This is a genomic window from Tsuneonella sp. HG222, from assembly GCF_053819185.1.
In genome coordinates, this window is sequence record NZ_JBSOQZ010000001.1 from 1,003,795 (window position 1) to 1,021,728 (window position 17,934).

Below are 17,934 nucleotides of genomic sequence, written 5' to 3' on the forward strand. Positions count from 1 at the left end.
AGCCGCAAAAGTGGCGATTGAGGGAAATTCGGTTTGCGAAAGCTCGGTATTATCGGCGGGATGAGCTGGGTTTCGACCCGCACCTATTACGAAGAGATCAATCGGCTGGTGCAGGCCAGGACCGATCCCCGGCACAGCGCTCCGCTGCTCATCGAGAGTCTCGATTTCTCGTCGATCTATCGCCTGCAGGACGAGGCGGCGTGGACCAACGCAGCGGAGGTGCTGGCCGGGGCGGCGCAGCGGCTGGAAGGGGCGGGCGCAGAAGCGCTCGTCATCGCCGCCAATTCGATGCACCGGGTCTATGACAAGGTGGCCGCGGCGGTCGCCATCCCCATCTTCCACATCGCCGAAGCGGTCGGCGAAAAGATGGCCGCGGACGGCGTGGAAACCGCCGCTTTGTTCGGCACGCGCAACGTGATGACCGAAAGCTTCTATCGCCGCCGGCTGGTCTCGCACGGCGTCGACCTGCTGCCGCCCGACATGGCCAACGTCGAGGAGCTCGACCGCATCATCTACGACGAGCTGATGGCGGGGAAGGCGACCCGCGATGCCGAACGCAAGCTCAAGACGATGATCACCGTCAAGGAGCAGGAGGGGGCCAAGGCCGTGGTGCTAGCCTGCACCGAGCTCGACCAGATCGTCGATGTCGACGCCAACGTCCTGCCGATCTACGATTCTACACGCATTCACGCGCTTAAGGCTACGGAGTGGATGCTAGGCGAAGACGCGTAAGGCTCTGCGCGCCGCCCTCCGGCTGCGATTCCAACCGGCGCGCCCAGCGTTCCCGACCCGTTCCCGTTGTCATGGTTGCCGTCGACGCCTAACCCGCGCGCGATGAGCCGCGCCCTCTACGCCAGCGAACCCGCCGCCAGCCGCGGGCGCGAATTCGTGGAGGACCGGGCCGGGGCGCGGGGGCCGCGCAGCGAATTCCAGCGCGACCGCGACCGGGTGCTTCATTCGATCGCCTTCCGCCGCCTGGCCGGCAAGACCCAGGTCTTCATCGCGCCTGACGGCGACCATTACCGCGTCCGCCTGACGCACAGCCTTGAGGTCGCGCAGATCGGCCGCGTAATCGCCCGCGCGCTGGGGCTGGACGAGGATCTGACCGAGGCGTTGTGCCTGGCGCACGATATCGGCCATCCGCCCTTCGGCCATGCGGGCGAGGATGCCCTACGGGCGGCAATGGATGCGCGCGGCGGGTTCGATCACAACGAGCATTGCCTGCGCACCCTGATGCGGCTTGACAGCCCATATTGCGGCCATCCCGGGCTCAACCTGTCGTGGGAAGTGCTGGAGGGCCTCGCCAAGCACAACGGGCCGGTTCGCCAGCCCGGCTGGGCGCTTGCCGCGCTCGATGATGCGTTCCCGCTCGACCTTGCGCGGCAGCCCTCGCTCGAGGCGCAGGTCGCCGCGCTTGCCGACGACATCGCCTATGACAACCACGACATCGACGATGGCTTGCGCGCCGGATTTTTGGAGCTCGACCAGTTGCTCGAACTCGATTTCGTGGCCGACCAGTGGCGGGCGATCGAGGGACGCTTCCACGGCGCGAACCGCCAGGCGCTGCTGCGCGAACTCGTGCGCAGCCAGATCGGACTGATGGTGAACGACCTGATCGAGACGACGCAGGCTAATCTGGCCGATATCGCGACGGATGCCGAGGTGCGCGATGCGCCGAAGCCGCTCGCCGCGTTTTCCTCCGCGATGGCGGAGCAGGAACGGGCGCTTAAGCGCTTCATGTACGCCAACCTCTACCATCACGAGCAGCAACGCACGACCGCCGAGCGCGCCCGCGGGGTCATCGCCCGGCTCTTTGCCGCCTACGACCAGCAACCCGAACTGATGCCGGAAAGCTGGCGCCACGCGCTGCCCGGCGAGGAGCCGGCCCGCAGCCGCCATGTGGCCGATTTCATTGCGGGAATGACCGACCGTTATGCGATCGACTGCTACCGGCGCATCTTCGGGACCGCGCCCGAAGGCCTATCCAATGTCTGATGTGCCGCGCATCCTGCTCGCCGGGGCGACCGGCCTCGTGGGCGGCAAGGTCATGGCGCTATGCAACGGGCGGGACGACCTGCGGCTCGTGGCGCTGACCCGGCGTGAGGCGCCCATGCCCGGCGGCGCCCGGATGGAGATGATGGTCGCCGAACCCGCCCGGTGGGACGAGGCGGTCAGCCTGATCGGCCCGGATGCCGCGATCTGCGCCCTTGGCACGACGTGGAAGAAGGCCGGTAAGGACGAAGCGGCGTTTCGTCTGGTCGACGAGGAACTGGTGCTGCGCGTGGCGCGCTCCGCGCTGACGTCGGGCGTCAGGAACTTCGTCTTCGTCTCCTCGGTCGGGGCCGAAACCGGCAGCAAGACCTTCTACCTGCGCATCAAGGGCGAAGTGGAGCAGCGGCTGCGCAAGCTGGGCTTCCATCGGCTCGACATCCTGCGCCCGGGGTTGCTGCGCGGGCAGCGCGAGGGCGATCGCCGACTGACCGAGCGCGCCGGCATCGCGGTGGCCCCGCTAGCCAACGTCCTGCTGCGGGGAGAGCGGCGACGCTACCGCGCGATCGACGCGCGCGTGGTGGCCGAGGCCGCGCTGCAATGCACGCGCGAGAAGGCGCGCGGGACCTTCGTGCACGAACACGACAGCCTGCTGCGCTACGCCCATCGCTTCGCCAGCGGACAGTGAGGCGCAAGGCACCCGCGGCGGAGCGCAATCGCGAGCCGATCGCGGCGGTTCTGGCGGGGGAATTGCCGGCGGGGGGCCTCGTGCTGGAAGTTGCCAGCGGCACCGGCGAGCACGCCCTGCATTTCGCCCGCCGCTTTCCAGGGTTGCAATGGCAGCCGACCGATCCCGATCCCGCTGCCTTGGCCTCGATCGCCGCCTGGCGTGAGGCGGAGGGTCCTGGCAATCTCCTGCCGCCGGTCTCGCTCGACGCATCGAGCGCCGAGTGGCTGCTCAGCCAGGCCGACGCGGTGCTGTGCATCAACATGGCCCACATCAGCCCCGGCGCCGCCACCGAGGGACTGGTGCACGGCGCCGCACGGCTGCTGCCGCCCGGCGGGCCGCTGCTGCTCTACGGGCCGTGGCTGGAGGACGAGGTCGAGACCGCGCCCAGCAACCTGGCCTTCGACGCAGACCTCAAGGCGCGCAATCCGGCCTGGGGCCTGCGCCGCCGGGAATGGCTCGACGAAATGGCGACCGCGCTGGGCTTCAAGTTGGCGCGGCGCGTCGCCATGCCGGCCAACAACCTGCTGCTGGTCTATCGCAAGCGCGCATGAAAAACGCCCGCCGGATCGCTCCGACGGGCGTTGTTCCGCGTATTTAGGCGATCAGAGCGCGCGGTCGCCCGCTTCGCCCACCGATTCCACGTCGCGACCCACACCCTTGACGGTGTTGCAGGCAGAAGCACCGGCAACGAGGCCGAGCGCGACGAGCGAAAGAACGATCTTCTTCATGGTCGCTCTCCCCGTCAGATCACGTCGTCGCCGGCCTGGCCGACCGACTCGATGTCACGGCCCGCACCCTTGACGGTGTTGCAGGCGGTCGCGGTGAGGGCGATGGCGCCGGCAGTCAGCGCGATGAGAAATTTCCTGGCCATTGATGCGGTGTCCTTCATGTTCGAGTCCAAAACCCTGTCTGGCATCAAGAACCCCCGCCGTCCGTTCAGGTTCCCTCGGCCCGCGCAACGTCGCGCAAGGTCGGGCGGCGCAGGCGATGCTCGCGCCAGGCGATGACGAGCCCGGCGCCGATCACCAGCGGTGCGCCGAACCACGTGCTGGTGGGCGGCAGGGTCGAAAACAGCAGCCAGCCATAGAGCGTCGCCCAGAACAGGCTCGAATAGTCCATCACGATCACGCTCGCCACACGGCCCAGCCGCGAAGCGGCCGTCAGCAGCAATTGCCCGACCAGCCCCGAAGCGCCGACCGCGCCGACGATTAGCCAGGTCGTCGTATCGTGTCCTTGCATGACGAACGGCATCGCGGGGGCAAGCAGCAGCGTGCTGAACAAGGCGAAATAGAACACGATCACCAGCGGCTGCTCGGTGCGGCCAAGGTCGGCTATCTGGATCGAGATCAGCCCGATCATAAACGCTCCGCCCAGTGCCACCAACGCGCCGTAGAGCGGGATATGCCCGCTGCCGGGCTGGGCGATGATCACGATGCCGACAAAGCCGGCGACGATCGCCCCACAGCGCCAGGGGCCGACCTTTTCCTTCAGCATCAGCATCGCCAGTACGGTGGCCCAGATCGGCGCGGTGAAGCCCAGCGTCGTCGCCTCGGCCAGTGGCAGCAGGATGATCGCCCCGAAATTGAGCGTCATGCCCACCGCGCCGTAGATCCCGCGCAGGAAGTGCGTGCGCGGACGGTGGGTGCCCAGCGCGCGGATGCCGCCCGTGGTCAGCAGCACCCAGCCAACGAGCGCGGGGATCGTTACCGCCTGGCGCCAGAACATGATCTCGACCACGTGGACACCCCGGTCGGAGGCCAGCTTGATGAAAGCGCTCATGGTCGCCATGCAGGCGATCGCCCCCAGCCGCGTGGCCAGCGCCAGCAGCGGGCGGTCCTGGGGGGCGGCGGCTTCCACGCGCGCCTGATAGGCCGCTGGGCATCGCGCGCAACCCCCGCGCGGGCGGCGGATTGCCGAGCTGCCGCTCGCGCCCCATATGGCCCGCGATGCACGCCTTCCTGACATTCGCCAGCCAGGCCAAGGTCCTTGCGCTGTGGGGCGGCATGCTGGTCGCGCTGGCGGCGGTGGCCACTATCATGGAGCGCCGCCGGATAAAGCGGCGTACGATCGACCAGGTCGGCTGGATACCGTGGACCGCGATCTTCCTGACCTGCGCGGTGCTGGGCGCGGGCCTGCTGGCGGTGGCCGTGCCCGCCCTGCTGCGAGGTTAGTCGCGCACTGACCGGTTAGGCCGAGCCAAGGTCGCCTGTCTCCTAGAGACAGGCTTCCAGATAGGCCTGGTCGAACCCGTACTGGCGCGCCTTCTCCAGAGTGTAGGGACGCAGGCCCGAGGCGCGGAATTCGCCCAGGATCTTGCCGTCGTCGCTCTCGTCCAGATATTCGAAGGCGAACAGTTCCTGGGTGACGATCACGTCGCCTTCCATGCCGATCACCTCGGTGATGTTGGTCGTGCGGCGCGAACCGTCGCGCAGGCGCTTGACCTGCACGATCAGGTCGACCGATTCGGCGATCTGGCGGCTGATGGCTTCCTTGGGGATCTTGATGTCGCCCATCAGGATCATGTTCTCCATACGGCCAAGACATTCTCGCGGGCTGTTGGCGTGGAGCGTGCACATCGAACCGTCGTGGCCGGTGTTCATCGCGGCGAGGAGGTCGAAACACTCCGCGCCGCGGATTTCGCCCAGGATGATCCGGTCGGGGCGCATACGCAGGGCGTTCTTGACCAGATCGCCGATGGTGATGGCACCCTGGCCCTCCAGGTTCGGCGGGCGGGTTTCTAGCGGCAACCAGTGCGGCTGCTGCAGACGAAGCTCGGCGGCGTCCTCGATCGTCAGCACGCGCTCGCCCGGGTCGATCATCTTCGACAGGGCGTTGAGCATCGTCGTCTTTCCCGAACCGGTACCGCCCGAGATGACGACGTTCATCCGGCTTGCCCCGGCGACCTTGAGCGCGGTCGCCATCTTGTCGCTCATGCTGCCGAAGTCGCGCAGCATGTCGATGGTGATGGGCTTTTCGGAAAACTTACGAATCGAGATTGCCGTGCCGCGCAGGCTGAGCGGCGGGACGATCACGTTGACGCGGCTGCCGTCCTTGAGGCGGGCGTCCGCCAGCGGCGTGGTCTGGTCGACGCGGCGGCCGACCTGGTTCACGATGCGCTGGGCGATCTGGAAAAGGTGCTGTTCGTCGCGGAAGCGGATGTTCGCGAGGGTCAGCTTGCCCTTCTTTTCGATATAGGTCTGATCGGGGCCGTTGACCATGATGTCGGAGACGTCGGGATCGCCGAGCAGCTCCTCCAGCGGGCCGAAGCCGAGCAGCTCGTCGATCAGGACCTTTTCCAGCGCGAACTGTTCGCGCCGGTTGAGCGTGACCTTCAGCTCGGCCAGCACCTCCATGATGATCGGGCGGAATTCTTCCGACAGCTCTTCCTTCGACAGGGTCGAGGCGGCCTCGGGATCGACGCGTTCGAGCAGGCGCGGCAGCACCTGTTCCTTGATCTTGTGGACGCTGGCTTCGAACCCGCCCTGTTCATTGTTGCCGTCGTGGACGGCGTTGGCACGGTCGGCCAGGCGGGTCATTGCGTCGGACTTGTTGGGCGGCGGCGCCGAACCCATCGGGTCCTGCGGCACTCCGCCACCGGGAAGCGGGGGGAACTGATCGCCCCCATCCTTCGGCACCGGTCCGCCGCCCTTCATGGGGCGGGCGACACCGAAGCTTGGGCGCGCACCAGGGGTCATCCCGCCGACACCGTTCTTGCGTCCGAAAGCGCTCATTCCCGTCCCTCTTGCGATGGCGTCAGTGCCGTCCGTCGAGCGGGCGCTGCGTCCGTTGCCGGTCGCATGACACCCGATGCAGGTGTGGTGAATAAATTCCAAAGCTTGAAATTGTCCTAAGGATGTCCCGATTCGGGAGTTCCGGTGGATTGCCCGCCGCTGGCGCACACCCTAAGCGGGTCGCGCAACGGGGAAGGGGCGCCGATCGCCATGCACAATGCCGAACGCGCCGGATTGCTCTATGCCCTGGCCGGGTTCTGCACGCTGTCGATCGGTGACGCGATCATCAAGGGGATGGCGGGCGAATGGCCGGCCACGGCGATGGCGACCACGCGCTATGTCATGGGCACGATGCTGCTCGCCGTGCTGATGGTGCGCCATGAAGGCGCTGCCTCGCTCGCCTTGCCGCGGGACCGGCTGCAGTGGCTGCGTGGTGTGGCCATCAGCTGCTCGGCCATCGGGATGTTCCTGGCCGTTTGGATCATGCCGCTGGCCGAAGCGACGACGATCGCCTTTACTCAGCCGATCATAACCTCGATCCTGGCCGCGATCTTCCTGCGCGAACGGGCCCGCCTGTCGACATGGATCGCCACCGCGGTCGCCTTCGCCGGGGTGTTCCTGGTGCTGCGGCCCAACTTCGAGACCGCGGGCTGGGGCGTGCTGTTCCCGGTGATGGGCGCGACGGGCATGGCGGTCACGATCATCGCCAACCGCAAGGTCACCGGGCGGGCGAGCGTGCTGGCGCTGCAATACTACATGTCGGTCACCGCGATGCTGTTCCTGCTGGGGGCGAGCGCGGTGCTGCACTTCGCCGGGCCCGACAGCTTCGCGTTGCACGCGCCGCACTGGTCGATCGTAGCCCGCTGCGCCTTCATCGGCCTTACCGCGACCTTGGCCCAGTGGCTGATCTTCATGGGGACGGTGAAGGCGGGCGCCGGGACGGTGGCGCCGATGACCTACGGTCAGTTGCTGATGGCAGCGGGGCTGGGCTGGATCTTCTTCGGCGACCATCCGGATGCGACCGCGTTGCTCGGCGCGGCGGTGATCATCGGGGCGGGCCTGTTCCTGTGGTACGAAGGCCGGGTTCGCGTGCGGCCGGAAGTGCCTAGACCGGACTAGTCGGCTAGGTCGCGGCGCACCCAGGCGGTGACCTCGCGGTGATGCAGGCCGGTGGTCATCAGCGGGACGTAATCGCGCGCCGTTGCGGCGGCGATCTGCGCCGTGTTCTCGGCACGCTGCAGGGTCATCGGCTTGTCGGCAGTGACGATCACTGCGGGGCGCGTTGCCAGCACGCGGGCCAATTCGGCCACCTGGTCGGTGCCGAGCGATTTCCTCTCGAGCGCGTTGTTCAGATGGTCGGGATAGACGAATTTCGTCGGCAGGCAGGTGCCGGTCGTGCGGTAGAGCACGGTCGGCCCGTCGAACAGGTAGAGACAGTCGCGCTTGGCACCCACCAACGGCTCGATGGTGGCCGACAGCGTGGCGACGGCGCGCCTCTCGGCGTTCGAGTGCGGGATGCGATCGGCGAAGTTGAGGATGTACAGACAGCCGGCGAGCAGGGCCGCGGCAGGCAGCCAGCGGCCGGGCGCCGTGCGATCGATCAGCGGCAGGGCGATCAGGATGGCGGCAGGGACCAGCGCCCCGTAATAGTAGAGATAGACGGTCGCGGGGAGCAGCACGGTGCCGAGCGCCGCCAGCGCCCAGCCGCAGTAGAGGCCGTAGCGGCGCCAGCTTGCCAGGCTCTTGAGGCGGAAAGCGGCATAGAGCCCCGGCACGATCAGCATGGCCAGGGGCGCGACGCCCACGATGTGCGCCGGCTGGAATCGTCCGTGCGGGCTGGGGGTCCGCTCGAAGAAGCTGACGAAGTTGGCGAACCAGAAGGCGTCGAAATGGCCCTGCGCGGCATAGAACGCGGCGACCAGTGTGGTGGGCGCGATCCCGGCGAGGGCGAAAACGGCGGCAAGGCGGGCAACGCGCGGCAGGCCGGCCCCGCGTCGCCACTGGCACCACAAGGCATAGCCGCCCAGGAACAGGCACTGCGGCAGGACGGTGTATTTCACCTGCAGCGCCAGGCCGCCCAGCGCCATTGCCAGCACGGCGCGGTGCGCGGCGTCGGGACGGGCAGGGTCGCGCACCAGCCAGAGCATCGCCAGCATCAACGGGACATGGAAGATCTCGCTCTGGCCCGAATAGCTGCCGTAGGCGGCCATCAGCATCAGGTAGAGCGAGCCGGCGACCGTGGCCGAGCCGCGGTCCACCAGGTCGCGAGCGAGCAGGTAGACCAACCAGGCCCCGCCCAGCGCCGCGAGCGCCGCCAAGCCTTGGTAGGCCAGCGGGCCGGGCCCGAACAGTCCGTGGGCGAGGGCGAAGATGGCGAACAGGCCGAACGGCTTGCGGTCCCACACGTCGACATAGGGCAGGTCGCCCTGGGTCATCCGCCAGCCGACGAAGGAATAGAGCTGGTCGTCGAAGTCCGCCACCGGATCGCCGAACCAGAACCCGCGCGTCAGAAGGGTAACCAGCAGCAGGACGAACGCGGCGATCCAGTCGGCGCGAAGGCCGATGCGGCCGCCCTGCGGCAAACTTTGCGCGACACTCGCCATCGACCGGTTCGAACCCCCGCTTGCCACACGCGGCAATCAGGTCCGCTTCTGTGGCAGCTTGGTTAATTAATGCTTAGGGCGAGCGGAATGGACGCTGCCGACGATCCAACCTGCTGGCTCTGCCGGCGGCCGCTTGGCCGCAAGATTCAGTGGCATCACACCGTGCCCAGGTCCAAGCGCGGGCGCGACACCGTCCCGGTCCATCCGATCTGCCACCGGACGATCCATGCCCACTTCACCAATGCCGAGCTTGCCCGGTCGGGCGGCGAACGCGCGACAATCGTGCAGAACAGCGAGATCGAGCGCTTCATCGATTGGGTGCGCGACAAGCCGCCGGACTTTCACGCGCCGACGAGGCGCCCGCGGTAGCGGCAGCACATCACACCTACGGGCTATTGCGGCGTGCGTGGCGGACGTGAAAAGGGGCGCCGCAACGGGCGCCCCTCTCGAAATCCAGTTTGAAGGCAGGTCAGCCCTCGACGTGTTCCGCCAGCACGGTCAGGCCGTTCTCGCCGACCTCGGCGAAGCCGCCGCGAACCTCGATCGTTTCGGGCTGGCCGCCTTCGGTCCTGAAGACCTGCAGCGCGCCGTCGCGGATCGTGCTCATCACCGGGGCGTGGTTTTCCAGCACGCCGAAATCGCCCTCGGTTCCGGGGACGACCACCATGTAGACGTCCTCGGACCGGACCAGCTTTGCCGGCGTCACCAGTTCGAAGTGGAGGGCCATCGGCTCAGGCGTCCTCGGCCAGCTTCTTGGCCTTCTCGACCGCTTCCTCGATGCCACCGACCATGTAGAACGCGGATTCGGGCAGGTGGTCGTACTCGCCGTCGACGACGGCCTTGAACGACTTCACGGTGTCCTCGATCTGCACGAACTTGCCCGGGATGCCGGTGAACACCTCGGCGACGTGGAACGGTTGGCTGAGGAAGCGCTGGATCTTGCGCGCGCGGGCCACGGTCAGCTTATCCTCTTCGGACAGTTCGTCCATGCCGAGAATGGCGATGATGTCCTGCAGCGACTTGTACTTCTGCAGCACTTCCTGGACCCGGCGGGCAGTGGCGTAGTGCTCTTCGCCCACGACGCGCGGTTCGAGCACGCGGCTGGTCGAATCGAGCGGGTCCACAGCCGGGTAGATGCCCAGTTCGGAGATCGCGCGGCTAAGGGTGGTGGTGGCGTCGAGGTGGGCGAACGAGGTCGCCGGCGCCGGGTCGGTAAGGTCGTCCGCGGGAACGTAGATGGCCTGCACCGAGGTGATCGAGCCCTTGGTGGTCGAGGTGATGCGTTCCTGCAGCGCGCCCATGTCGGTCGACAGGGTCGGCTGATAGCCCACGGCCGAGGGAATGCGGCCGAGCAGCGCCGACACTTCCGAACCCGCCTGGGTGAAGCGGAAGATGTTGTCGACGAAGAACAGCACGTCCTGGCCTTCCTCGTCGCGGAAGTACTCTGCCATGGTCAGGCCCGACAGCGCGACGCGGGCGCGGGCGCCCGGGGGCTCGTTCATCTGGCCGAACACCAGCGCCACCTTCGAACCTTCGGAGGTCGCGTTGCCGTCGGCGTCCTTGGCGATGACGCCGGCGTCGAGGAACTCGTGGTAGAGGTCGTTGCCTTCACGGGTGCGTTCGCCGACGCCCGCGAAGACGGACACGCCGCCGTGACCCTTGGCGATGTTGTTGATCAGTTCCTGGATCAGCACGGTCTTGCCGACGCCCGCGCCGCCGAACAGGCCGATCTTGCCGCCGCGCGCATAGGGCGCGAGGAGGTCGATGACCTTGATCCCGGTGACCAGGATCGCGCTTTCGGTCGACTGGTCGACGAACAGCGGGGCCTCGGCGTGAATCTGGGCGGTCTTCTCCGCGTTGATCGGCCCGCGCTCGTCGATCGGCTCACCGATGACGTTGACGATCCGGCCGAGCGTCTTGGGACCGACGGGGACGGAAATCTGCGCACCGGTGCTGGTCACCGACTGGCCGCGGGTCAGGCCCTCGGTCGCGTCCATCGCGATCGTGCGGACGGTGTTCTCGCCAAGGTGCTGGGCGACTTCGAGAACGAGGCGGTTGCCGTTGTTGTCGGTCTCCAGCGCGGTGAGGATCGCCGGCAGCTCGCCTTCGAAGGCGACGTCGACGACGGCGCCGATCACCTGCGATATGGTGCCGTTGGTGGTCTGGTTCAGAACGGGGGCGGTGGCCATTTCGAGTTCCTTGGCTTGATTCTTAGAGCGCTTCCGCGCCGGCTTCGATTGTCGCTACAGCGCTTCCGCGCCAGCAATGATTTCGATTAGTTCGGTGGTGATCGCGGCCTGGCGGCTGCGGTTGTACTGGATCGTCAGCTTCTGGATCAGCTCGCCCGCGTTGCGCGTGGCGTTGTCCATCGCGGTCATCGAGGCGCCCTGTTCGGACGCCTGGTTCTCCAGCAGCGCGCCGAAAACCTGGGTCTTGAGATAGCGCGGCAGCAGTTCTTCGAGAATCTCCTGCTCGTCGGGCTCGTACTCGACGGCCGCCTGCGAGGCGGTCGCGCCACCCGTGGTCTGCGGGACCGGGATGATCTGCAGAACGGTCGGCTCCTGCGTCAGCGCGCTCTTGAACGTGCTGAAGAACAGGTGCGCCACGTCGAACTTGCCGGCCTCGTACATCGCCATCAGCTCGGTCACGATGCGCTCCGCCTCGGCATAGCCGGGCTCGCGCACCTCGGTGGTGTCGAACATCTGGGCGATGTTGTTCGGGTGCTGGCGGCGGATCGGCGCGCGGCCCTTGCGGCCCACGAGGTAGAAGTCGACGTCCTTGCCCTGCGAACGCAGCTCGGCCGCCTTGGCGAGAGCGGCGCGCACGATGTTCGAGTTGAAGGCGCCGGCCAGGCCCTTGTCGCTGTTGGCCACGACGAGCAGGTGCCGCTGGTCCTTGCCCGTGCCGCTGAACAGCTTGGGCGCACCATCGTTACCGGCGACCTTGCTTGCGAGCGAGGCCATGACCTTGCCCAGCCGCTCGGCATAGGGACGCGCGGCCTCGGCAGCCGCCTGCGCCTTGCGCAGCTTAGCGGCCGCGACCATCTGCTTGGCCTTGGTGATCTTCTGGGTCGACTTGACCGAGTTGATCCGACCCTTGAGTTCCTTCAGCGAGGCCATTTCGGCTCCCTAGTTCGTCTCTTCAGGTTCAGGCGTACTGCTTGGCAAAGGCGTCGAGCGCTTCGACCGTAGCCTTCTTGGCGTCGTCGCCGAAATCGCGCGTGTCGCGGATCATGGTCAGCACGTTGGCGTGCTCCGAGCGCATGAAGGCCAGCATCTTGGCCTCGTAATCCGTCACCTTGTCGACCGCGACGGTGTCGAGGTAGCCGTTGGTGCCGGCGAAGATCGACACGGTCTGCTCTTCGAACGGCATGGGCGAGAACTGCGGCTGCTTGAGCAGCTCGGTCAGGCGCGCGCCGCGATTGAGCAGCTTCTGGGTCGACGCGTCGAGGTCGGAACCGAACTGCGCGAAGGCGGCCATCTCGCGGTACTGCGCGAGCTCCAGCTTGATCGAGCCCGACACCTTCTTCATCGCCTTGGTCTGCGCGGCCGAGCCGACGCGGCTGACCGAAAGACCGACGTTGATCGCGGGACGGACGCCCTGGTAGAAGAGGTTGGTTTCCAGGAAGATCTGGCCATCGGTGATCGAGATCACGTTGGTCGGAATGTAGGCCGACACGTCGCCCGCCTGCGTCTCGATGATCGGCAGCGCGGTGAGCGAGCCCGAGCCGTTGTCGGCATTCATCTTGGCCGCGCGCTCGAGCAGGCGGCTGTGCAGGTAGAACACGTCGCCCGGATAGGCTTCGCGGCCCGGCGGGCGGCGCAGCAGCAGCGACATCTGGCGATAGGCGACGGCCTGCTTTGAAAGGTCGTCGTAAACGATCACGGCATGCATGCCGTTGTCGCGGAAGTACTCGCCCATCGTCACGCCGGTGTAGGGCGCGAGGTACTGCAGCGGGGCCGGCTCCGACGCGGTGGCGGCGACGATGATGGAATATTCCATCGCGCCGTTTTCTTCGAGCGTGCGGACGAGCTGCGCGACGGTCGAGCGCTTCTGGCCGACGGCGACATAAATGCAGTAGAGCTTCTTGCTCTCGTCATCGCTGGCGTTGTTGCCCTTCTGGTTGATGAAGGTGTCGATCGCCACGGCGCTCTTGCCGGTCTGACGGTCGCCGATGATCAGTTCGCGCTGGCCGCGGCCGACGGGCACGAGCGCGTCGAGCGCCTTGAGGCCGGTCTGCACCGGCTCGTTGACCGACTGGCGCGGGATGATGCCGGGGGCCTTCTTTTCAACGCGCATGCGCTGCTCGGCCACGATCGGGCCCTTGCCGTCGATCGGGTTGCCGAGCGCGTCGACCACGCGGCCGAGCAGGCCCTTGCCCACGGGCACGTCCACGATGGTGCCGGTGCGCTTGACGCTGTCGCCTTCCTTGATCTCCGAGTCGGAGCCGAAGATCACGACGCCGACGTTGTCGGCTTCGAGGTTGAGGGCCATGCCCTGCACGCCGTTGGCGAATTCGACCATCTCGCCGGCCTGGACCTTGTCGAGGCCGTGGATGCGGGCGATGCCGTCACCGACCGAGAGCACCGACCCGACTTCCGAGACTTCAGCCTCGGTGCCGAAATTGGCAATCTGGTCCTTGATGACCTTGGAGATTTCTGCGGCGCGGATTTCCATGACGTGAACTACCTTTGAAAGAGACGGGCTGGCGCCCTTAGGCCTTCATGGCTTGTGCAAGAGTGTTGAGGCGGCTGCGGATCGAACCATCGATCCGCTTGGAGCCCACGGTGACGACCAACCCGCCGAGCAGGTCGGGGTCGACGCGGGTCTTGAGCTTTACGGTGCGGCCCTCGCGAGCGCGCAACTTCTGTTCCAGCGTGCCGATCTGCTCGTCGGTCAGCGCGTGGGCGCTGACGACTTCGGCGCTGACCTCGCCGCGCTGGGCGGCGGCGATCGTGTGGAACGCGCGGATCATGCCGGGCAGGGCCGACACCCGGCGGTTCTCCGCCAGCACGCCGAGGAAGTTCCGGGTCAGGTCGGAGAGACCGAAAGCGGCAGCAAGGCCGCTCATGACCTTCGAGATCTGGCTGCGCTTGATCTCGGGGTTCTTGATCAACGCCCTGAGCTCGCCCGATTCGTGCAAGGCGGACTCCAGCCGCGCGAGATCCGATTCGACCGCGGTGACTGTGCCCGCTTCGGAAGCGAGGTCGAACAGGGCCGAGGCATAACGCCCTGCCAGGCTGGCCTGAATACCGGCGGAAAGCTCCACGCGAAGAGGTCCTCTTGGGTCAGAAGGAACAGGTTTTTCACCTGCCGTGGGATGGGCGCGCAGCAGCGGCCCCGGCAAGGCTGGCGCGCCCCTAACACCCGACATGCTGCGATGCAACCCGAGTCCGGGCGCGAATTCAGGACTCGGTTTTTCCCGCCTCGACGCAGCTGTAGACAAGCCGCTCGTTCGGCCGCTGCGGCAGGAGCGAAAGAACCGCCGCCTGCTGCCCGCCGAACTCGCGGATGGCATCCTCGCCCGCTCCGCAGGCCGGTGCCTGGTAGGCGCCCCGTGCCTTGCGTGCCGCGTCCATTGCCTCGCGGCCGAGAAGGTAACGCTCGACGCGGTATTCGCCGCTGGCCGGATCGAAGCGGTTGACCGAAACGGCGGCGTCGCTGTTGGGCACGAACACGCGGCTCCAGTTGCCACCGTCGGCGCCGTACTGGGTCCTGCCATTGACGCATCCGGCGGCGTTGAACTCGAAGGGGACCGAGGGCTCGGCAGCGCCGGTCACCCGGCTGCGGGCCTGTTGCAGCGTGCAGACCAGCGCCCCGCTCCCCGTAGCCTGCGTGGGCAGGGCGCCGGTCGCGTCGGCCGCCATTTCCTCCCGCAGCAGATCCTGCAGCCTTTCGTCGGCCTGCGAATGCGGGGGGCGCAGCAGCCATGCCACCACCGCCCCGATTAGAGCGGCAAGGGCGATGCCCGCCGCGATTTTCATCGGGGTCGATTCTTCGTCCTCGTGCTTGAGCCAGGCAAAGCTGCCGGCGCCCACGGCCACCAGCAACAGCAGGAAAGCCAGCGCCATGCCGTTCTCGCGCTCGTCCTGGATGGCGAAGTCGATCTCGCGCTGCGCCTCGTCGCGGCGGCGGGAGAGCGCGCTCTCCTCGGCCTGCGCCCTTGCCTGCGCCGCGCGCAAGTCCGCTTCGGCCTGGGCGCGTTCCTCGGCGTCGAGATCCGCCAGGCTGCGGCACGGCAAGGCATTGATGGCGGCGTTGACGCCGTTGGCACGAAGGAAAGGAAGCAGTTCGCGGTTGGAGATGGCGAAGTAGAACTCGGCGTCCGACCCGCCGCTTTCCGCCCCGAAGCTGTTGACGCCGAGCACGCGGCCGCAAGGATCGAGCAGCGGCCCGCCGGAATTGCCGCGCGCGATCGGCGCGGTGTGCAGCAGGGTGTCGAACTCGCGGCTCGGGCGCCGTCCGGCAAGCGAGCCGCTCGCCTTGACCGGCGGCTGGGCGGTGAAGATGTCCGCCGCCGCCAGCCCCTGCGCCCGGTCGACGTTCATCGGATAACCCACCGAGACGACCGACCCGCTGTCCTCGGCCGGATTGCCCGCGATGGTAAGCGGGGGGAGATGCATGGCCTTGGTCGTCGCCAGCAGGGCAAGGTCGTTGCGTTCGCTCACCGCCGTGATGCGGGCATAGACCGCCTCGCCCCCGTCAGACGGGACGATGCCGATCGACAGGTCGGGGTTCTCCCGCGCTTCCTCGATCACGTGGGCGTTGGTCACGATCCGCTCCGGGCTGACGGCGAACCCGGTTCCGTGGCTGATCGGGATGAGTTGCTCGCCGTCGACCTGCACGATGATGACCCGCACCACGCCGCGCGATGCCGCATCGATGTCGGCCGGGTCCGCCCCGGCAGCCGCGGGCAGGACGAAGGCGAAGAGGGCCAGGGCGGCGGAAATCCGGAACATCGCCGCACCTATGGCAGCGCCGGGTTTGAACGCAAGCGGCGGGAAGCCGGCCCTTGCAGCCCTCGCTAGGACCGGCGCATTCTTGCTACAGGAGCCTTGCGATGATCGATGACGATTCAGCCTGGAGCGCCGTTCAGCGCCGCGACCGCCGGTTCGACGGGCGGTTCGTGACCGGGGTCCTCACGACTGGGATCTATTGCCGGCCCTCGTGCGCCGCCCGCCATCCGGCCCGCGGGAACGTCAGTTTCTTTGCCACCGGGGCGGAGGCGCGGGCGGCAGGCCTGCGGGCCTGCAAGCGCTGCCTGCCCGACGAAGTGGCGCGCGACGAGGCGGCGGTGCTCGCGGCGATCGACGAAATCAAGGCCTCCGACGGGCGGCCTCAGCTTGCCGAACTGGCCCAGGCGGTCGGCTATTCGCCGAGCCATTTCCAGCGGGTCTTCGCCCGTGCCACCGGCCTTTCTCCGGCTGCCTACGCGCGGGCCCTGCGCGAAGAGCGGGCGCGGCAGGCGCTTCACAGCAGCGGCACCGTGACAGAGGCGATCTACGAAGCGGGCTTCGAGGCGCCGAGCCGGTTCTACGATGCAATGGGAGGAAAACTGGGGATGACGGCAAGCGACTGGCGCGACGGGGGCAGGGGTCGGACGATCCATTACCGGATCATGCCGACGAGCTACGGGCCAATGCTTGTGGCGGCGACCGAGCGCGGGGTGTGCTGCCTGTCGTTCGACGAGGATGCCGGGCACCTGGCGGCGCGCTTTCCGAAAGCGGAGCTGGTCGAGGCGGGGGAGGAGTTCGCCCAGCTTTTCGCGCAGGTCCTGGCTGCCGTGGAGGAGCCCGGCGGCGGCGATGCGATTCCGCTCGACGTCAAGGGTACGGCCTTCCAGCAGCGGGTCTGGCAGGAATTGCAGCGCATCCCCAAGGGTGAGACCATCAGCTACGGCGAGCTCGCGGCGCGGGTCGGCAACCCGAAGGCGAGCCGTGCGGTGGGCGGCGCCAACGGGGCCAACAACATTGCCGTGCTGATCCCGTGCCACAGGGTCATCGCGAGCACCGGACACTTGGGCGGCTATGCCTATGGCCTCGAAATCAAGAGCGAACTGCTCAGGAGGGAACGAACGAAATGAACGACCAGGTTGAGGCTTTCCGCGCACTGCACGTTCCCGGCGACCCGCTGGTCCTGTTCAACATCTGGGATGCCGGCTCCGCCCGCGTGGTGGCGGCGGCAGGCGCCAGGGCCATCGCGACGGGTAGCTACGGCGTGGCTGAATCCCTCGGTTTCAAGGACGGCGAAACGGTGCCGCTCGATCTCGTGCTGGCCAACCTCGAGCGCATCCTGGGCGTGGTCGATGTGCCCGTGTCGATCGACATGGAGACGGGGTATGGCGATACGGCGGCGGAGGTGGCGCGGTCGGTTCAGCGGGCGCGGGACGCGGGGGCCGCGGGCATCAACATGGAAGACCGCATGCCGGGCCAGGACGTCGTTTTGCCGACGGAGGTCGCCGCCGAAAGGGTCGCGGCCGCGGCTGGCAGCGGGCTGTTCGTCAACGCCCGGTGCGACATCTTCCGCGGCCAGGACGTGGCAAAGGACGGTCCGCGACTCGTGAATGAAGTGCTCGATCGCGCTGACCATTACGCCCGGGCAGGTGCGAGCGGACTGTTCGTGCCGTTCCTGGCCGACACGAAGTGCATTGCCGCGATCTGCGAAGGATCGCCGCTGCCGGTCAACGTGCTGTGGAGCCCGCCGCTCGGCGACCGGGCGGCGTTGGCAGCGCTGGGCGTCGCGCGCATCAGCCACGGGCACCAGCCGTGGGCGGCGGCGATGGCCTGGTTGAAGGAACAGGCGGTAGCGGTCTTCGACGGAGCGAGTCCGCCCTACGCCGGATAGGCGCTCGACGCTGCGAGTGCCGCGGCCTATTCGCAGC

General features: G+C 67.4%; 20 protein-coding genes. 9 read left to right on the forward strand and 11 right to left on the reverse strand.

Annotated features, from left to right (window positions below; all coding sequences use genetic code 11):
• Positions 1–33: 33 nt before the first annotated feature.
• From ACWPMZ_RS05045 to ACWPMZ_RS05060, 4 genes are all read left to right on the forward strand, one after another.
• Entirely contained in the window at positions 34–732 is a 699-nt protein-coding gene (locus ACWPMZ_RS05045; RefSeq protein WP_455702920.1) for an aspartate/glutamate racemase family protein, read from the forward strand.
• Between the two features lie 102 nt (positions 733–834).
• A complete protein-coding gene (locus tag ACWPMZ_RS05050) occupies positions 835–1,995 on the forward strand; it encodes a deoxyguanosinetriphosphate triphosphohydrolase (protein WP_455702921.1) in 1,161 nt (386 codons plus the stop codon).
• On the forward strand, positions 1,988–2,677 hold the full coding sequence (locus tag ACWPMZ_RS05055) for an NAD(P)H-binding protein (protein ID WP_455702922.1): 690 nt from the start codon (positions 1,988–1,990) through the stop codon (positions 2,675–2,677). The genes ACWPMZ_RS05050 and ACWPMZ_RS05055 overlap by 8 nt, the downstream gene beginning before the upstream one ends.
• Positions 2,674–3,270 carry a DUF938 domain-containing protein gene (locus ACWPMZ_RS05060; protein ID WP_455702923.1) on the forward strand — a complete coding sequence of 199 codons (597 nt, stop codon included), beginning with the start codon at positions 2,674–2,676 and terminating at the stop codon, positions 3,268–3,270. Before ACWPMZ_RS05055 ends, ACWPMZ_RS05060 begins: the two co-directional genes overlap by 4 nt.
• Before the next feature lie 51 nt (positions 3,271–3,321).
• Here ACWPMZ_RS05060 and ACWPMZ_RS05065 read toward each other — a convergent pair whose 3' ends face one another.
• The 3 genes from ACWPMZ_RS05065 to ACWPMZ_RS05075 form a co-directional block, all read right to left on the reverse strand.
• The gene (locus tag ACWPMZ_RS05065) at positions 3,322–3,447 is read right to left on the reverse strand and encodes an entericidin A/B family lipoprotein (protein ID WP_455702924.1); all 126 of its coding nucleotides are present in this window, start codon (positions 3,445–3,447) and stop codon (positions 3,322–3,324) included.
• 14 nt (positions 3,448–3,461) lie between these two features.
• Positions 3,462–3,590, reverse strand: a complete 129-nt coding sequence (locus tag ACWPMZ_RS05070; RefSeq protein WP_455704165.1) for an entericidin A/B family lipoprotein — start codon at positions 3,588–3,590, stop codon at positions 3,462–3,464.
• 65 nt (positions 3,591–3,655) lie between these two features.
• The gene (locus ACWPMZ_RS05075; protein ID WP_455702925.1) at positions 3,656–4,576 is read right to left on the reverse strand and encodes a DMT family transporter; all 921 of its coding nucleotides are present in this window, start codon (positions 4,574–4,576) and stop codon (positions 3,656–3,658) included.
• A gap of 89 nt (positions 4,577–4,665) precedes the next feature.
• Here ACWPMZ_RS05075 and ACWPMZ_RS05080 point away from each other — a divergent pair, with 89 nt between their 5' ends.
• On the forward strand, positions 4,666–4,890 hold the full coding sequence (locus tag ACWPMZ_RS05080; protein WP_455702926.1) for a hypothetical protein: 225 nt from the start codon (positions 4,666–4,668) through the stop codon (positions 4,888–4,890).
• A 42-nt stretch (positions 4,891–4,932) separates the two neighbouring features.
• Here ACWPMZ_RS05080 and ACWPMZ_RS05085 read toward each other — a convergent pair whose 3' ends face one another.
• Positions 4,933–6,450 carry a CpaF family protein gene (locus ACWPMZ_RS05085; RefSeq protein ID WP_455702927.1) on the reverse strand — a complete coding sequence of 506 codons (1,518 nt, stop codon included), beginning with the start codon at positions 6,448–6,450 and terminating at the stop codon, positions 4,933–4,935.
• Between the two features lie 210 nt (positions 6,451–6,660).
• Here ACWPMZ_RS05085 and ACWPMZ_RS05090 point away from each other — a divergent pair, with 210 nt between their 5' ends.
• The gene (locus ACWPMZ_RS05090; protein WP_455702928.1) at positions 6,661–7,569 is read left to right on the forward strand and encodes a DMT family transporter; all 909 of its coding nucleotides are present in this window, start codon (positions 6,661–6,663) and stop codon (positions 7,567–7,569) included.
• Here ACWPMZ_RS05090 and ACWPMZ_RS05095 read toward each other — a convergent pair.
• A complete protein-coding gene (locus tag ACWPMZ_RS05095; RefSeq protein WP_455702929.1) occupies positions 7,566–9,053 on the reverse strand; it encodes an ArnT family glycosyltransferase in 1,488 nt (495 codons plus the stop codon). The two genes, ACWPMZ_RS05090 and ACWPMZ_RS05095, sit on opposite strands and share 4 nt — an antisense overlap.
• An 87-nt stretch (positions 9,054–9,140) precedes the next feature.
• Here ACWPMZ_RS05095 and ACWPMZ_RS05100 point away from each other — a divergent pair, with 87 nt between their 5' ends.
• Positions 9,141–9,422: an HNH endonuclease gene (locus tag ACWPMZ_RS05100; RefSeq protein WP_455702930.1), complete on the forward strand. Its 282-nt coding sequence runs from the start codon at positions 9,141–9,143 to the stop codon at positions 9,420–9,422.
• 100 nt (positions 9,423–9,522) lie between these two features.
• Here the strand turns inward: ACWPMZ_RS05100 and ACWPMZ_RS05105 are convergent, their stop codons facing one another.
• The 6 genes from ACWPMZ_RS05105 to ACWPMZ_RS05130 form a co-directional block, all read right to left on the reverse strand.
• On the reverse strand, positions 9,523–9,780 hold the full coding sequence (locus ACWPMZ_RS05105) for an ATP synthase F1 subunit epsilon (RefSeq protein WP_455702931.1): 258 nt from the start codon (positions 9,778–9,780) through the stop codon (positions 9,523–9,525).
• A gap of 4 nt (positions 9,781–9,784) precedes the next feature.
• A complete protein-coding gene (gene atpD / locus ACWPMZ_RS05110; protein ID WP_455702932.1) occupies positions 9,785–11,242 on the reverse strand; it encodes a F0F1 ATP synthase subunit beta in 1,458 nt (485 codons plus the stop codon).
• A gap of 54 nt (positions 11,243–11,296) precedes the next feature.
• Complete coding sequence (locus ACWPMZ_RS05115; protein ID WP_455702933.1) at positions 11,297–12,172, reverse strand: F0F1 ATP synthase subunit gamma; 876 nt, start codon at positions 12,170–12,172, stop codon at positions 11,297–11,299.
• Between the two features lie 28 nt (positions 12,173–12,200).
• The gene (gene atpA, locus ACWPMZ_RS05120) at positions 12,201–13,730 is read right to left on the reverse strand and encodes a F0F1 ATP synthase subunit alpha (protein WP_455702934.1); all 1,530 of its coding nucleotides are present in this window, start codon (positions 13,728–13,730) and stop codon (positions 12,201–12,203) included.
• A gap of 37 nt (positions 13,731–13,767) precedes the next feature.
• Positions 13,768–14,322, reverse strand: a complete 555-nt coding sequence (locus tag ACWPMZ_RS05125) for a F0F1 ATP synthase subunit delta (RefSeq protein ID WP_455702935.1) — start codon at positions 14,320–14,322, stop codon at positions 13,768–13,770.
• A 136-nt stretch (positions 14,323–14,458) separates the two neighbouring features.
• Positions 14,459–16,012 (reverse strand): S1C family serine protease, encoded by a 1,554-nt coding sequence (locus tag ACWPMZ_RS05130; protein ID WP_455702936.1) that lies wholly within the window; start codon positions 16,010–16,012, stop codon positions 14,459–14,461.
• Between the two features lie 101 nt (positions 16,013–16,113).
• Between ACWPMZ_RS05130 and ada the strand changes: the two genes are divergently transcribed.
• Both ada and ACWPMZ_RS05140 read left to right on the forward strand, forming a co-directional pair.
• Positions 16,114–17,136, forward strand: a complete 1,023-nt coding sequence (ada, locus tag ACWPMZ_RS05135; protein WP_455702937.1) for a bifunctional DNA-binding transcriptional regulator/O6-methylguanine-DNA methyltransferase Ada — start codon at positions 16,114–16,116, stop codon at positions 17,134–17,136.
• Positions 17,133–17,897, forward strand: a complete 765-nt coding sequence (locus tag ACWPMZ_RS05140) for an isocitrate lyase/PEP mutase family protein (RefSeq protein WP_455702938.1) — start codon at positions 17,133–17,135, stop codon at positions 17,895–17,897. The genes ada and ACWPMZ_RS05140 overlap by 4 nt, the downstream gene beginning before the upstream one ends.
• The last annotated feature ends 37 nt before the right edge of the window (positions 17,898–17,934 follow it).